Here is a 15424-nt window from a genome sequence, read left to right as displayed (position 1 = left end):
CCGCTCCGCTGCGATCCGGCCTACTTTGTCGCTCGCAGTGTTAGAAATAGACCGTGCAAGCTCCGTGCAACCAGCCCTCCCCGACCGCTATCGCGGCCGACCCTCCCAGCGGGAGGGTGAATTCTACGACGAATCTAGGCGGCACGACGCGAGGTCGACTCTGCGGCGACGTGGGCGATAATATTCGGCATGACTTGTTCCTGACGCTGGCGTGCAGCATGGACAAGCGATGACGCAGCGAGCTGTGTTAAAACGCCGACGCGACCTCCGCTGTAAGCATGTAATTGATCCACGGCGCGGGGATGAAACAGCGACTGGCGTCCACCGACTCGCGTCACCGATTGCGAAAGAAAACGATCGGTATCCTCGGCTGTAAAACGGCCCAATTTAACGGTCCGGAAGTGTGATGTTCTTACGGCGGGTAATCGCTTGACTTGCGTTGCGGTTGCCGCCAACACCAACGAAATGTGCTCGCAATTGGACATCGATTTCAGTACCGACAACACTGCTGTGGTAACCCCGTCGACTAACCACACGGTGTGCACCTGCTGGCGGGCGAGGAACTCGATCGCATGTTGCAACTCTCGCGTATCCGCAGGGCGATGCCGACGCACCGCCGTTTCGTTGTCGATCCCCAATCCACGCGTCAGTTGGCGGATTGTCGATGAAGCATCCAGCGTACGCGACGCGTCGGTCATGACGCACTGAGTCGCCAGATCTCCCATCCCGCGACTGGCCACCAATTGATGCAGTAAGGTGGAAACGCCGCAACGTGGTTCGCTTTGAACGATCACGCACCGCGAGTGAACCGCTAACGACTGGGCGATTTGAGCTAAGGCGGATTTTTGTGCCGAGCCGGCAAAGAACCATTGGCCCGGGGATTCCGAAAACGGCAGGGCCGAAAGACGCCAATATTTGAGGACGTCAGTCATTGCGTAAAATCCTTCTCGATTGGCTGGCCATCTATTTCAAAGGGGAGATTCGCTGTGGGAACCTCCTCCAGACGACACCACCCAGACGTCGATCGTCATTACGTGTATTATCGGCACTGCATTGATCGATCCTTCAGCCTGCCTGGGTCACCGACTCGCGTATTCGCCACGCTCCCCCGATTCCACAATGACTCGTCGTTATTATTGTTCTAACCTGCCCTCCAACGGGGGCAACATCGTCCTGGTCGACGCCGAGGCCCAGCATGCCATCCGGGTGATGCGAGTCAAAATCGGCGAATCCATCACGCTGTTTGATGGCAAGGGAAGCGAGGCCGAGGCCGTCATCGACTCGATCACCCGGCGTGAGTGTTTTTGCAGCACCCAGCCCACCACCCATCCGGATCGTGAGCCCCAGGTGTCACTGCACTTGGGCGTGGCTCTACCGAAACCCGATCGTTGCCGCGATCTGGTCGAACGCTTGACCGAAATCGGAGTGAAAACGTTAACACCGATCGTGGCTGCACGGACCCAGCGTGAACCATCGGCTTCGCTACTGGAAAAACTGAGGCGGACCGTGATCGAAGCTTGCAAACAATCCGGCCGCAACCATTTGATGGAAATCCAAGACACGCTTACCACCGAAAAATTCCTTCTCGAAGCGGCGGAACGAGATCAGTCGAGATGGATTGCCCATCCAGTGGACGAAACGGAGTCGGCCGCAATGAGCACCGGCAATGGCAAAACAGCCAAAAGTGTGGTCGCGGTGGGTCCCGAGGGCGGATGGACCGAGGACGAAGTCGCCTTGGCAATGCAACATGGATTCCAGTGCCTGCCACTTGGAAATCGAATTTATCGAATTGAAACTGCCGCGGTCGTGATTGCCGCTCGCATGCTGTAAGCCACGTTTATATTGGTCGGATGCGAATCGCCCTTGTCATTACCGAATTGAATCCCGGCGGCGCCGAACGGTGCTTGTCCGAGATTGCGATTGGACTCGCCGACAACGGCGACGACGTGCGTGTCTATAGTTTTGGCTCGCCACCGCTACCGCAAAAAGCGATCTTCGCCGAACGCCTTTCTTCGCATGGCATCTCGGTCACCTATCTGAACCTCGACTCGGCATGGCACTTCATGCGGGCCCACCGCGAATTGGCCAAGTTGCTACGATCGTTTCAGCCATCACTCGTACAGACCTTTTTGTTTCATGCCAATGTGATCGGGACGTTGGCTGCGAAAGACGCGGGAGTGAAGGTCTGTGTGGGAGGCATTCGCGTCGCCGAGGCGAATCGAATCCGCTGCCAAATCGAACGGCGACTGATTAAGAAGATGGATCATGTCGTCTGTGTCAGCGAAGAAGTAAAGCTGTTTTCGCACCAGTATTTGGGGACTCAAGCCGAGCGAACCTCGGTTATTCCCAACGCAGTGGACGTGCCTGCATTTTCGACTGCTCATCCCGTCGCATTGCACACAATCGGTTGGGACGACGACAGCGTGGTGACTCTATTTGTGGGGCGGATGCACCCGCAAAAAGGACTCGAACTGATTCAAGAACAAGTCGATACGCTGGCGCCGGCGGGTTCGAATCGCCGCGTGCTATTGATAGGCGAGGGGCCGCTTGCAAAGAAAATCGATGATTGGACGCAGAAAGTTGGCCATGACCGAGTCCAACGTCTGCCGTGGCATCCCAATATTGCGGCCTGGATGCGAGCATCACGCGTGCTGGTGCTGCCCAGTCGTTATGAGGGCATGCCCAATGTGGTGCTTGAAGCGATGGCGGCCGGTTTGCCGGTCGTCTGCAGCAACGTCGAAGGATCCAGTGCGTTGTTGGCTCACGCAGCGGACGACCAATTGTTCGACTCGGGCGATGCGCAAACGATGGCCAAGCGAGTCGTGCGTTTTCTGGATGATGCCGATTTTGCCCACGAACTTGGACTTCAGAACCAAGCTAGGGCTCGCATCGATTTTTCAATTCCGACGATGGTCGATCGTTACCGAAATCTCTATCGCGATCTGCTGAATAAGCTGTAGCCACAGTCGCAGAGACTTTTGGGGCCAGGACGTCATGCGGACCGAAACTCTATGCGAGTTTCGCTACTGGTGATTCTGCCGCTTAACCTTGGGCCGCTCGATCAATTGGATCGTGGCAACGCGGTGCGGTTGACTTTGGGGACTTCGTACTGAGTTTGGCGAACGGGCGTAAATCGTTTCACACGCACTTCGTCGGCACTGAACGGATCCGACAGGCTGTCGAACAGCGATCCGCCTTCTTCTTTTGGAGGTGCGGGCACAGCGCGATTGTTTTGTGGCGCCCGGCGAGGTGTCTCAGGACGGGGCGTTGGAATCGCACGGGGGACGGCCCGCGACTGCGGAGCCACTCCGGATCCGATCGAATCTCCACCACGCGAGCGAGGCGCCATCGGTAACGAACCGGCTCGGACGTCCATCGGTTGGTGTGATGATGGAGAGGAGCGGATGATCGGTTCGCTCATCTGCATCGGCATGCGAGGTGCCATCATTCGCGGTTCGGGCATTCTTGGAGCGGGCATACGAGGAGCCATCCGATTCACGCTTTCACCGTAGATCTCGACGGAGTCTTCGTAGTGAGGAACCTCGGTTGAATATGGCACGATGTTAACTTCATGCTCGTCGTACATCATCATGTCGCCCATCGCCGAGTCACACGACACTGTGTCGCAGCCCCCGGTCCGACATTTGTCCAGTCCGAGCAATTTTTCGATGCCGCCAGCGAAGGCGTCTAGTGAGCGGTAGATTGGACCATGTTTCGGAGGACAGGCGTTTGCGACCCCTTCGCATCCACAATCGCCCGTCAGTGGCAGAGCGATTCCGCCACAGTCACAGGCCGCAGTTTCACATCCGCAATCGGACGCAAGTGCGGGAATGGCCGGCGTTGCCAGGGTTGCTGCCAGTGTTCCGGCCAAGGCAAATCGGATTACCGACTTCAACGTGCGGGATCGACGTGACGAAACGATAGTTTTACGGGAATTCATCGGGAGCCTCTATCCAAGGGATCGTGTTGCCCTGAGATATCGTCGCCTTAGAACCGGAATGACCAAGAGAATCCGGATGAGCCGCAAACTCAACCTATTTTACCAAACGCCCAAATGGCTCGCGTCGACCATTAGAGGGGAAAGAATTTCACCGGCCGTGAACAAAGGGGCGCGGTATTTCGCCAATGCTGCTTCTCCCTGCTCCCCATTTTGACTCCTTACAGACAACCGGGCATTGGATCGTTAAACTGATGACATCGGTTAATAATGCATGTTTTTAAGTCCACTTTGCTAGAGAATCCTGCTGTGAATTTCGATCCATTCGGCGCACGCGATCAATTTGACACTGGCCACGGAACAGCGACGATTTATCGTCTCAGCAAGCTCGAGGAAGCTGGGTTGGGCGAGATCAGCCGTCTACCATTTTCCATTCGAGTCTTGCTCGAAGCCGTTTTGCGAAACTGTGACGACTTTCTCGTCACTCAGCAGGACGTCAAAAACTTGGCCGCTTGGGACGCCGCTTCCCCGGCCAAACAAGAGGTCCCCTTCAAGCCTTACCGGGTTGTCTTGCAAGACTTTACCGGCGTTCCTGCGATCGTCGACTTGGCGGCGATGCGTTCAGCGATGGAGCGAATTGGCGGCGATCCGAACAAGATCAACCCGCTAATTCCTGTCGACTTGGTGATCGACCACTCGGTCCAAGTTGACTTTTTCGGCAGCGATGGTGCACTCGCCCAAAACGTGGAACGCGAATTCGAACGTAACCTCGAACGCTATGAATTCCTGCGTTGGGGGCAAAAAGCCTTCGACAATTTCCGCGTCGTTCCTCCGAACGTCGGAATCGTCCATCAAGTCAATCTCGAATACTTGGCCAGCGTCGTCGCGCTCAAAGAAACCGACGAAGGCCCGGTTGCGATGCCCGACACCCTCGTCGGCACTGACAGCCACACCACGATGATCAACGGACTCGGCGTATTGGGCTGGGGCGTCGGTGGTATCGAGGCCGAAGCTAACATGCTCGGCCAACCGCTGTACATGTTGATGCCCGAAGTGATCGGATTCGAATTGACCGGAGCTCTTCCACAAGGCGCGACCGCAACCGACATGGTTTTGCGAGTGGTCGAAATTTTACGTGAAGAAGGCGTGGTCGGTAAGTTCGTCGAGTTCTTCGGAACCGGGATGAACAAGATGAGCGTGGCGGATCGTGCCACGATCGCCAACATGGCTCCTGAATACGGCGCGACGATGGGCTTTTTCCCTGTCGATCAAGTCACGCTCGAGTACATGCGTCAAACCGGGCGCAGCGAGCAACAGATTGCGTTGGTGGAAAGCTACTGCAAAGAACAAGGCTTGTTCCGCACCGATGATGGTCCCGAGCTGAACTACACTAAGAGGCTGTTACTGGATCTCGGTACAGTCGAACCAAGCTTGGCAGGTCCGAAACGCCCGCAAGACCGGATCACGCTAAAGGACATGAAAAAGTCCTTCGAAAAATGCTTGACCGCTCCGGTTGGCAAAACGGGATTCGGGCTCGACTCCGATGCACTCAAACGCACCGGCAAGGTGGAAAACAACGGCCACAGCAGCGTAATCACTCACGGTGCCGTCGTGATTGCAGCGATCACGTCGTGCACTAACACCAGCAACCCATCGGTCATGATCGGTGCTGGTTTGCTGGCCAAGAAGGCTGCCGAGCGTGGTTTGAAAGTGCCGTCGCACGTCAAAACGAGCTTGGCCCCTGGTTCCCGCGTGGTCACCGAATATTTGGACAAAGCCAACCTCACCGACAGCCTGCGAACGCTTGGTTTCCACACCGTCGGCTACGGCTGTACGACTTGTATCGGAAACAGTGGCCCGCTTCCCGAACCTGTTGCGGCCGCAATCAAATCCGGGGATTTGATCGCGTCGGCAGTACTCAGCGGCAACCGCAACTTCGAAGGCCGGGTCAACCCGCTGACCAAAGCAAACTACCTAGCGAGTCCTCCCTTGGTCGTGGCTTACGCGTTGGCCGGAACGACCGACATCGATTTGTTGACCGAACCGCTTGGGCAAGACGAATCGGGCAAAGACGTCTTCTTGAAAGACATTTGGCCTACGAACGAAGAAATTCGCGAAACAATGGCATCGTCGATTGATCCATCGATGTTCACTGAACAATACGAATCATCGGTGACAGGTAACGAATTGTGGAACGCAATTGATGTCTCCGGCGGTGCGTTGTATCCGTGGAACGAAAAGAGCACCTACATTCATCATCCTCCGTTCCTTGATTCGGTGACTGCCGAAGCGGTACCGGACATCGCACCGTTGAAAGGGGCTCGCGTGTTGGCGCTGCTTGGCGATTCGGTCACGACAGACCACATCTCCCCCGCTGGTGCGATCGCATCGGATGGCCCTGCTGGGAAATTCCTAAAGGACTCAGGCGTTGAGGTGCGTGACTTCAACAGCTTCGGATCACGCCGCGGCAACGACCGCGTCATGGTGCGAGGAACGTTTGCCAACATTCGCATCCGCAACCAAATGGCGCCCGGCACCGAAGGCGGCGTCACTCGCTATCTGCCTGATGGCGACGTGATGAGCATTTACGACGCGTCGATGAAATATCAAGCCGCCGGCGTACCGTTGGTTGTTTTGGCGGGGGCCGAGTACGGTACCGGCAGCAGTCGTGACTGGGCCGCCAAGGGCACGATGTTGCTAGGCGTCAAAGCGGTCATCGCGGCAAGCTACGAGCGTATCCATCGCAGCAACTTGGTTGGCATGGGCGTTCTGCCGCTTGAATTTGCCGATGGTGCTACTTGGCAATCGCTCGGTTTGACTGGCGAGGAAACGTTTGACATTCCTGAATTGTCGGACGCGATCGAACCACGTTCAACAATCACCGTGCATGCCACGGACGTCAATAACAACACCAAGACGTTCCCATGTGTGGTGCGGATCGATACACCGGTAGAGTTGCAGTACTACCGCAACGTAGGAATCCTGCCGACAGTGCTTCGCAATCTGTCGAAGTAGGACGGTTTGAAAGAAGACGATCGGGCGGCGGACGCCCGATGCCAGCAACACCAGCGCCGGCCCAACGCCTAAAGGGCGTGCTCTACCTCTCCCCCGAACAAGTCGGTGGAGAGGTAGCTGCCGAATTATGCGTACGGCTGATTAGCTAAGGAAGGTTCCTAAGGAATCTTGACGACGTTTAGCAAGAAATCGCCGACCTTGTTCATCATTTCTCTAAGCGGAACAAGTCCCAGCGGTTTGGTGATGTAGGCGTTTGCAGTGGCCTGGTACGCCTTGGTCACTTCGCTCGGTTCGTCGGACGCCGAACAGATGATTACGAACAGATGGGCTAGTGACGGATCGCTGCGGATCTCGCCGAGCACCTCGCGTCCACCCATCATCGGAAGATTGAGATCTAAGAGGATCAGATGTGGCATTTCCACATCCTCAAATCCTGCTTCGCGACGAAGATAGCTGAGTGCTTCTTCACCGCTGGCCACACGTGTCATCGAATTCTCGAATTCACACGAACTCAAAGCTCGTTTTGTTATCTCGGCCTCGAACTCGGCATCTTCGACGAGTAGGATCCGCAGACTTTTCTTATGCATCATCTTGATTGTTCAAAAAAACGAGCGTTACTTTTGGACTTGAAAACAGAATCGACTTCCTTCACCTTCCGCCGACTCTACCCAAATATCGCCACCATGTCGCTGTACGATCCGCTTACAAAGCGCGAGACCGATTCCAGTTCCTTCGATACTACTTCCATCGTGCAAGCGCCGAAACACCTGGAATACTTCTCCGTGAAATTTTGGATCAATACCGATCCCGTTATCTGCGACGACAAACAACCAGTGATCGGCCTGCTCGGTGGCTGAAATCGTGATCTCGGGACGACGCTCTGGATCACGATATTTGATCGCATTGCCGATTAGGTTTTGCAACAATTGAGACAAACGCGTTTCAACACCACGAACGGTGGGCAGTTTATCGTAGCGAATCTCGGCGTCCGTTTCTTCGATCGTCGCTTCTAACCACCGCATCGCCTCTTGGACCACATTGTCCATGTTCACTTCGGTGAAATCTGCGTCGTCGCGGCTGACTCTGGAGTATTGCAGCAAGTCGTCAATCAGCTTCTTCATTCGTTTCGCTGCGGCAATCTGTAGGTGCAAATAACGTTTGCCCTCTTCTCCTAATTTGTCGCCGTAGTCTTCGTTAATAAACTCGGCATAATTCGAGATCGCGCGTAGCGGTTGCTGTAAATCGTGCGATGCGACGTATGCGAACTGTTTTAACTCTTCGTTGCTTTCGTCCAGCAGTTCGGTCTGATGACGAAGTTCCTCTTGCGCATTCAGACGAACGACCAGCGTTGAAACGATATAAGCAATTTGACGAAGCATGGATTGATCGTCTTGGTCAAAATCGCCCGTCTCTTTGTCCGACAGCCAAATCGCTCCCAATGCTTGACCTTCACCGTCATACAAACGACACACCAGCATCCCACGCAATGCAGGTCGTTGTGACGTTGGTTGACACAAGCTCGAACCCATTGGATGCGACTGTAACCGCTCTGGCGAAAAATTCATCACGCCTTGGTCGAGCGAGCGAAGAAAATCGCACGTTGCGATATCGTCCGGATGCTCGTCCCCGCTCTCCGAATCGTCCGCTTCAGCGACCGATTGCTCAGGAACAAAGGTTTGATATTTCGAAGAATAAGAACGGCCGTGGACTTCATGTTTGTCCGTAGACGTATGGCATAAATCGATCCCCGCGATATGTGCGGCGAACAATCGTCGGGACTGTTGGCAAACGATCGTGCTGAGTCCTTCGAGTGACGTCACACGCAAGGTTGACTCGAGCATCTGCAACATTACTTCGCTTAAATACAGATCGTTGCTGAGACGCTGCTCGTGTTCTTTTTGATCCGTTACATCCAGGTGGACTCCGAGCAAGCGAGTGGGCTGCCCTTTCGCATCACGAAATACCTGGCCGCGAGCCAGGATCCAGCGAAACACACCGGAAGAGTGTTTCATTCGAAACGTCGATTCGTACTCTTCGTTGTTGCTAGCCAGCAGCGTTTTGACCCGCTGAATCGCCCCAGCCAAATCGTCGACGTGAATGCGTGATTCCCAATCCACGTATGTCGATAGCGTGCCGGGAACTTCTCCTAATTGCCGATGCCACTGGTCAGAGTAAAAGACTTCATCGGTCGTCAGATCCCAATCCCAAAGTCCAACATTTCCTCCACGCAGTGCGTGCTGCAAACGCGTTTGTGCTTGCCGTAGTTTTTCCTGTTCAATGCGGCGATCCGTTATCTCACGCCAAACGCCCACGACCGCGTCACCGGAGGTCAATTGCACTCGCGACAGGGTGACCTCGCATACGAATTCTTCTCCATCGGCACGAACGAATAACCATTCGAAGCGATGGTTTCCTTGTTGTCGAACAAGGGTTTCAATCTGTTGACGATTTTCGACCGACAATTTTCCATCCAATTGGAATTGCGGCGAAAATTCACTCGGGTGGCGTCCCAGAAGAGATTTCGAGTCGGGCACTCCCAACATTTGGGCCATTGCTGGGTTGCACTGCAAAATGCCTTGCTCGTTGTAAACAAACTGAGCATCCGACGACTGTTCAAACAGGACATTGCGGAGCACTGACTCGGACAAAGGTTCACTCATTCAGGCATCGCCTCGGAGTACTTTTCGATCTGTTCGTGCAAATGCCACTGACCTGGATCATCTAGTAAACAGCCGCTCTCAATCTGCAACGCCTCGTCGACGCGGCCGAGCAGAAACAGGATCTCCGCCAACGTGTCTCGATAAATCGCACTTTCAGGTTCAAAGTAGACCGCTTGTTCGGACAATCGGGATGCTTCGCTGAGCTCTCGTTTATTCATTGCAGCGATCCAGGCCAAGTTGTTACCTGCGGTCGCATCAAACGGATACGCGGCAATGTAAGCAAGCCCGGCCTCCCAAACGCGGTAGAACGAAGTGTCTGCGATCTTGTCCATTCCCTTGGCACGCATTTTTGGAAGCAACCGCTCGGCAACATCAATGTCGAGCGGGTCCAATTCATAAATGCGATCGAGATGGCGTTTGACCTGCAGTTCGTCGCCGTTTTCGATGGCGCCTTCGAGTTGCCAACGGCGGACAAAAACCGGCAGCGAGATATAGGCAACTGAGCGAAAGAAGGTCGTTTCCAAAGTACCGCCAATCGCTAAATCAAACCATTTTGCTGCGTCGATGGGATCCGCTTCGCGAACGATAGAAGAGTAATTGCGGGCGACGTCGTAAAGCTCCGTCGCTCCCTCGGAACCAAACGCCGCCATTGGCAGCAACCGCCGATACGCTTGCAGTGTGATCTCCTTTTCACCTCGATCGCCCAAATACTCAAGCAACTCGCTGCGAACTTCCATGGCGGGTGAACACAGCATCAATCTCAGTTGCTGTTGCAGACTGGCGGCTTGGGTTGCATGGCCTTGGCGTCTCGCCAAAATCCACTGAGCCACCGTAGCTTTAGCAGCAAAATGGATCTGCTCAGGGTCTTGACGAATGTACCGTACCGTTGCGGCGGAAACCGAGGGGCGTGGTGTCGCAGCTACCGATTTCCAAACGCGATCGAATCCTGCCGAGGCACTTTCGGCGCGTCCTAAATCCAGTTCACGCTCGGCCATGGAAAATGTGGCTGCGATGTCACCGCTGGCCGCAAGGTTCGCCAAAATCTCGGTTGCAATCTCCGCTTGTCCAAGCTGGGAAAACAACGTCGCGATTTGAAGGTTCAACCGACGGGGAACGGTTCGCCGGACAAGCGAACGTTGCCCCGAGGCCGGGAAATAGGCTTGGTTGGATGTCAATGTTTGATAAAGTTGCCGAAAAACCGCATTGTTTTCGAAGCCATTGGGGATTTCACCGCTACAAAAGTCAAACGCGATCTGCACACGTTGATCAAATGGGATCGCCGGCATCATGGCCGAAATGGACTCGAGTATCATTTCCCAAGTCTTTGAATCGATATCCGAAAGCCCTGCCACCAACATTCGCTGCGTTTCGCTCGTCAATGCTGCCTCGCCGGGCCGCACAGCCAAGCGGGCGATCCAGTCGTCACGATTGGTCACCAGCAATGTGATCAGCACCGTGTCACGGATTCGTTGACTGCCGACGATGGCACCCGAGTCGGTTAGGTCTCGGGCAATCGTCCACGCGTCTTGTTCACGACCCACCGCTAACAAACAACGCATCAACGACAGCAAGCGATTCAGTTTGGGGGCGACTCGGGGCGTGACTCCCAATGTCTTGGCATCGAGCGTGTCTTGCGTTTGCTCTTGGATTGCCTCGGCAATCCAAGTTCGCAAATTTGTATCGATTTCTTCGTAGGGGTAATCCAAAATTTCAAAAGCACGATCGGTTCGCGCCGATGCGATCGCGACTACAGCGGCGGAATCCGAACGGGGTCTTTTAACGGCATCGTAGATGTTTTCGATTCGCGTCAACACGGTGAGCGCTTCGTCAACGAAACCGTGGCTGGCCAACGTTTTCCATCGCAAGTCAACCGAAGCATCACTCACTGTGATCGGTATACCAACCAATTCATCCACCGCTTGTTTGCGGATGTCATTGTCATTGGCTCGGTCAGCTGCGACCAAGGCTTGGCACCACAATCGACTTCGTTCGGGTGAGTTCGTAGGGGATTGGGCTGCGGCAACGGCAGTCTCTTTGGCAATGGTTTGCCAGTCGCCAATTAGCATTTGGCAAATCCGTAGCAACGATTCGTCACCATATTCTCTCGCGCGAGCGATCGCATCATCCATCCTTCCCAGCACGGCCAGCACCACAACTTCGGCTTCGTTTCGGACAATCGGCGTCCAATTCTTAGCCGCCTGTGGTAATAGATGCTCGTCGTCAACGTCGATCTCAAGCTCTTGCATTAACTGAACGCGACAAACCGCCATCTCTTTGGAATCAGCAACAAGATCGACGAGACGGAGCAAATCCAACAACAATCCATCTTGATAAGCGCGTCGCACATAGACGGGAAAGCGGCGGGTTAACGCGGAAGCCAATCGTTGGTTCAGCAGCGTTCGTTGGGCGGTTCCCGCAGACTCTTCCACTGCGACCACGACGGCGCCGAATTGACCGACTTCGAGCAGTTCTTCCAACACCGACGGATCATCGTTTTGTTGCAGCAATCGGGCCAATTCCGGTGGCGTCTCGGGCAAGGCCCCGCGTCGCCATTGCCGTAAAATCCAGTTCGCACGATCGGCGACTTCTGGATCCGGGTGCCGCGCGGCGTCCTGAACTGCTTGCCGTGACGATTCACGCAAACGCCACATCTGCATCGTAGCTGCTTGGCGTCGCGAATAATTGTTGTCCGACAACTGCTCGATCGAAATAGCGTCGGCGGGCTCGGATGGCGTTTGATCGATCGCCGAATTGCCAACCTCGCGAGGCCCGTCTTCGCGAGGCCCAGCGTCAAGCGGTACCGAAATCCCAAAAACGCAGATCAGCACTAGCAGGATCGAAAGACGGTTCGTCCCCCGACGCATTTCGCGGGTTGCATGACCAGAACATTCAAGAGGTTGTTTCGAATCCAGTGCCGAACCATGCCGATGCGCACCATTCATCCTGGATTCGTTAGCAACGTTTCGATACAGCAACGATTGACCGCCGGTTGTTGGAGTCATGAAGGGACGCGTCTATTTTAGATGAAAGAGGATCCGTGGCTGAATACGCAGCCTATGGCTCGACACGTAATGATCCGATGTGGTTAAAATTTTACCCAAGCCAAGGCGTCACTGAGTGGTATTCTAAGTGTTTTTGGCTGAATCAAAGGATTTTTGTCACCCTGTTTCCTGCTTGTTCTTTTCGTATCTTGTAGGAACGAAGACTCGCCCACCGTCTGTTATTTCGCAGACAAGCACGAAGAAACACCTTTTTGCGTCGGACTGCTCGTCATCCGCCATTCCCACCTCCCCCATTTTAGAGTGAAATTTCCTATGCGTAAGCTTTCTCTCCTTTGCCGCAGCTTCACGGCGGCGTCGCTGATCGGCTGTGGTTTCGCCGCGATCGGCTCCCTCGGTTTGGGTACCGGTCCGGCCTGTGCAGCCGACGAATTATGGCCCCAATGGCGTGGCGAAGCTCAAAACGGCGTCGCTTCGGGGGATCACTTCCCGACCCAGTGGAGCGAGGAAGCGGGAGTGGATTGGAAAGTCAAATTGCCTGGATCAGGGGGCAGCACCCCCGTCATCGTTGGGCCGAACGCCTTTCTGACCTATGGTGCTGACAACAAAAATCACCTAGCCGCAGTCAACCTGAAGAACGGCGAAACCGACTGGACCGTTGAGCTAGGAACCGATCGCGGAAACAAACATCGCAAAGGCAGCGGTAGTAACCCGTCCGCAGTGACCGATGGCAAAAACGTGTATGCCTATTTTCGCAGTGGAGATCTTGCCTGTGTTGACACCGACGGCAACGTGAAATGGGAACTGAATCTGCAAGAAAAGTATGGCGAAGATACGCTCTGGTGGGACTTGGGCACCTCACCGCTGTTGACTGACAATGCGATCGTGATCGCCGTCATGCAAAGTGGCCCCAGCTATGTAGTCGCGATTGATAAAACGACGGGCGACGAGCTTTGGCGGACGGAGCGGATGCTCGATGCACCCGAGGAAGCGGCTCAAAGCTATGCCACTCCGCTGAACGTCACCGTCGATGGCAAAGCGATGATCGCCGTGATGGGCGCCGACCACTTGACGCTTCACAACGCCAAGAATGGAAAGCAAGTCGGAATTTTGGGCGGGTTCAATCCCGCTGGCGAAAAGTTCTTTCGCTCGATCTCGTCGCCGGTTGCTTTGGGCGAAATCATCGTCTGTCCCTACGCTCGCGGTGCGACGCTGACCACCGTCAATATGAAAATGCTGGCCGCAGGCAAAGGCGATGAATCAATCATCTGGTTCCGGGATGATCTTGGCAGCGACGTCCCCACTCCCGCAGCCCAGAACGGCAATGTCTACCTCGTTGGAGATGGCAAAGCCAACCGCGGCCAAATCAGCTGCCTGGATATCGAAACCGGAAAAGCCAAATGGCAAGTCCAACTGCCCAAGTCGCGACAAGGTTTCAGCAGTTCACCGCTGGTTGCCGGCAATCACCTCTACGTCACGCAAGAAGACGCGGTGACCTATGTCATTGGCCCATTGGATGCCGAGAATCCCGCGCTCGTCGCGACCAATGAACTCGGTGACAACGAGCCCTTTACCGTCGCCAGTCCCGTGCCAGCAGGCAATTCGCTGCTGATCCGCACGCACGACTATCTGTACCGTGTATCGGGAAATTCCAAGTAGCGAGTTTTACTCTGCATCTATAAAAACTCTGCATCTATAAAAAAACGCCCCGAGGAATTCATCCTCGGGGCGTTTTTTATTGATTCACGATGTCACGGTGTCGTTCTAAGGTGCCGAAATCACTTCGTGACCCGCTCGAGTCGACAAGCCTTGCCAGAGATCGAGCTCGATCGAATCGGTCACAAATCGCACCGAGCCATCCATCAAGCATGTGTTGACGCCACCAACGTGAAAGCTTCGCGAGGTGACTGCAGCGTAAGTCCGTGGAATTGGCGTCGTGGTCGCCGTTTTGCCTTCGCGAAAGTTGTTGAAGTCCACGTCGTACTCGATCCCACTTACGGTGCAAAGCACTTTCTTGTTGGGCGAAAACGTCGTGGTAAATCCACTTTGGTGAACGCGTCCGTCGACCCATTCGGTGTGCCCCGTATTGGTTTTGAACGATCCTCCAAGTGCACAGATATCGGTATCAAGCGTTGGCTTGGCTAGATTTCCGGTCTGGGAAAGGTCGCGGAAGTAGGGAGTCCAAGCCTTCACTTCGGAAAACGCCAACGTGTTGCTCAAGCCATCCAAGCAATCTCGGAATTTCAAGTAGCGATTGGCACCCAAAACCCCGTCGCCAATCTTGCCATCGTTGGCATCGTAGACAAACCACACTCCGGCGTTATAGCCGTAGCTCAAGGGGTAATTTTCGGGGCCATCATCACCTAGCCGCTGAGTGTCATTGGTTTCGCTCGGACACAGGTAGGTTGGAACGCGATAACTTGCAATCAGCACGTCTTCGCCATCCACATTGATCGTGGCAGCTCCGTAGCCATCGGAAAAATCGATTGCCGATGCCAACGCAACGGCTTCGATGTAGGGCAGCAATCGAGCTTGCGCCGACCATCCGCTGCCGGTCATCGCCGAGGGGGACCAAGCTGCAGGCAGCGATTTGGTGGCCGATTCATAGTTGTGAACCGCCAAACCAATCTGCTTCAGGTTATTGCTGCAGCTCATTCGACGAGCGGCTTCGCGAGCGGCTTGGACTGCAGGTAACAAAAGTCCCACTAAAACGCCGATGATCGCGATCACGACCAGCAATTCGACAAGCGTAAATCCAAAGTGACGTCGTGCACTTTTGGCCATATCAATTTCTCCGGATGGGTGGCTATTCG

The 15424-nt window shown here is 54.8% G+C and carries 10 protein-coding genes; 4 read left to right on the top strand and 6 right to left on the bottom strand.

Annotated elements, in window-relative coordinates; genetic code table 11:
• Positions 1-134 precede the first annotated feature (134 nt).
• Positions 135-932 carry a hypothetical protein gene (locus SH528x_RS31290; RefSeq protein WP_442507344.1) on the bottom strand — a complete coding sequence of 266 codons (798 nt, stop codon included), beginning with the start codon at positions 930-932 and terminating at the stop codon, positions 135-137.
• A 187-nt stretch (positions 933-1119) separates the two neighbouring features.
• On the opposite strand from SH528x_RS31290, the gene SH528x_RS31285 reads away from it, so the two are divergent.
• Both SH528x_RS31285 and SH528x_RS31280 read left to right on the top strand, forming a co-directional pair.
• Positions 1120-1830 carry an RsmE family RNA methyltransferase gene (locus SH528x_RS31285; RefSeq protein WP_442507343.1) on the top strand — a complete coding sequence of 237 codons (711 nt, stop codon included), beginning with the start codon at positions 1120-1122 and terminating at the stop codon, positions 1828-1830.
• Between the two features lie 20 nt (positions 1831-1850).
• Entirely contained in the window at positions 1851-2960 is a 1110-nt protein-coding gene (locus SH528x_RS31280) for a glycosyltransferase (RefSeq protein ID WP_442507342.1), read from the top strand.
• 101 nt (positions 2961-3061) lie between these two features.
• Here the strand turns inward: SH528x_RS31280 and SH528x_RS31275 are convergent, their stop codons facing one another.
• Entirely contained in the window at positions 3062-3940 is an 879-nt protein-coding gene (locus SH528x_RS31275; RefSeq protein ID WP_442507341.1) for a hypothetical protein, read from the bottom strand.
• A 267-nt stretch (positions 3941-4207) separates the two neighbouring features.
• Here SH528x_RS31275 and acnA point away from each other — a divergent pair, with 267 nt between their 5' ends.
• Positions 4208-6952: an aconitate hydratase AcnA gene (acnA, locus tag SH528x_RS31270; protein ID WP_442507340.1), complete on the top strand. Its 2745-nt coding sequence runs from the start codon at positions 4208-4210 to the stop codon at positions 6950-6952.
• 158 nt (positions 6953-7110) lie between these two features.
• Here acnA and SH528x_RS31265 read toward each other — a convergent pair whose 3' ends face one another.
• The 3 genes from SH528x_RS31265 to SH528x_RS31255 are packed head-to-tail and all read right to left on the bottom strand — an operon-like array spanning position 7111 to position 12614.
• Positions 7111-7542, bottom strand: a complete 432-nt coding sequence (locus SH528x_RS31265) for a response regulator (protein WP_442507339.1) — start codon at positions 7540-7542, stop codon at positions 7111-7113.
• A gap of 24 nt (positions 7543-7566) precedes the next feature.
• Complete coding sequence (locus SH528x_RS31260) at positions 7567-9612, bottom strand: PAS domain-containing sensor histidine kinase (protein ID WP_442507338.1); 2046 nt, start codon at positions 9610-9612, stop codon at positions 7567-7569.
• Positions 9609-12614: a tetratricopeptide repeat protein gene (locus tag SH528x_RS31255; RefSeq protein ID WP_442507337.1), complete on the bottom strand. Its 3006-nt coding sequence runs from the start codon at positions 12612-12614 to the stop codon at positions 9609-9611. The genes SH528x_RS31260 and SH528x_RS31255 overlap by 4 nt, the downstream gene beginning before the upstream one ends.
• A 312-nt stretch (positions 12615-12926) precedes the next feature.
• On the opposite strand from SH528x_RS31255, the gene SH528x_RS31250 reads away from it, so the two are divergent.
• Positions 12927-14270: an outer membrane protein assembly factor BamB family protein gene (locus SH528x_RS31250; RefSeq protein WP_442507336.1), complete on the top strand. Its 1344-nt coding sequence runs from the start codon at positions 12927-12929 to the stop codon at positions 14268-14270.
• Positions 14271-14375: 105 nt separating this feature from the next.
• Here SH528x_RS31250 and SH528x_RS31245 read toward each other — a convergent pair whose 3' ends face one another.
• Positions 14376-15395, bottom strand: a complete 1020-nt coding sequence (locus tag SH528x_RS31245) for a DUF1559 family PulG-like putative transporter (RefSeq protein ID WP_442507335.1) — start codon at positions 15393-15395, stop codon at positions 14376-14378.
• Positions 15396-15424: the final 29 nt, after the last annotated feature.

Origin of the sequence: Novipirellula methanifontis (genome assembly GCF_052161655.1) — a bacterium.
In the GTDB taxonomy this organism is placed as follows: domain Bacteria; phylum Planctomycetota; class Planctomycetia; order Pirellulales; family Pirellulaceae; genus Novipirellula.
The sequence above is the reverse complement of the archived record's forward strand: the minus strand, read 5'-3'. Positions and strand labels throughout refer to the sequence as shown.

Excerpts from the sequence above, each read along its gene's own strand:
- SH528x_RS31290 (WP_442507344.1), bottom strand. The coding sequence starts at position 932 with ATGACTGACGTCCTCAAATATTGGCGTCTTTCGGCCCTGCCGTTTTCG.
- SH528x_RS31285 (WP_442507343.1), top strand. The coding sequence starts at position 1,120 with ATGACTCGTCGTTATTATTGTTCTAACCTGCCCTCCAACGGGGGCAAC.
- SH528x_RS31280 (WP_442507342.1), top strand. The coding sequence starts at position 1,851 with ATGCGAATCGCCCTTGTCATTACCGAATTGAATCCCGGCGGCGCCGAA.
- SH528x_RS31275 (WP_442507341.1), bottom strand. The coding sequence starts at position 3,940 with ATGAATTCCCGTAAAACTATCGTTTCGTCACGTCGATCCCGCACGTTG.
- acnA (WP_442507340.1), top strand. The coding sequence starts at position 4,208 with ATGCATGTTTTTAAGTCCACTTTGCTAGAGAATCCTGCTGTGAATTTC.
- SH528x_RS31265 (WP_442507339.1), bottom strand. The coding sequence starts at position 7,542 with ATGATGCATAAGAAAAGTCTGCGGATCCTACTCGTCGAAGATGCCGAG.
- SH528x_RS31260 (WP_442507338.1), bottom strand. The coding sequence starts at position 9,612 with ATGAGTGAACCTTTGTCCGAGTCAGTGCTCCGCAATGTCCTGTTTGAA.
- SH528x_RS31255 (WP_442507337.1), bottom strand. The coding sequence starts at position 12,614 with ATGACTCCAACAACCGGCGGTCAATCGTTGCTGTATCGAAACGTTGCT.
- SH528x_RS31250 (WP_442507336.1), top strand. The coding sequence starts at position 12,927 with ATGCGTAAGCTTTCTCTCCTTTGCCGCAGCTTCACGGCGGCGTCGCTG.
- SH528x_RS31245 (WP_442507335.1), bottom strand. The coding sequence starts at position 15,395 with ATGGCCAAAAGTGCACGACGTCACTTTGGATTTACGCTTGTCGAATTG.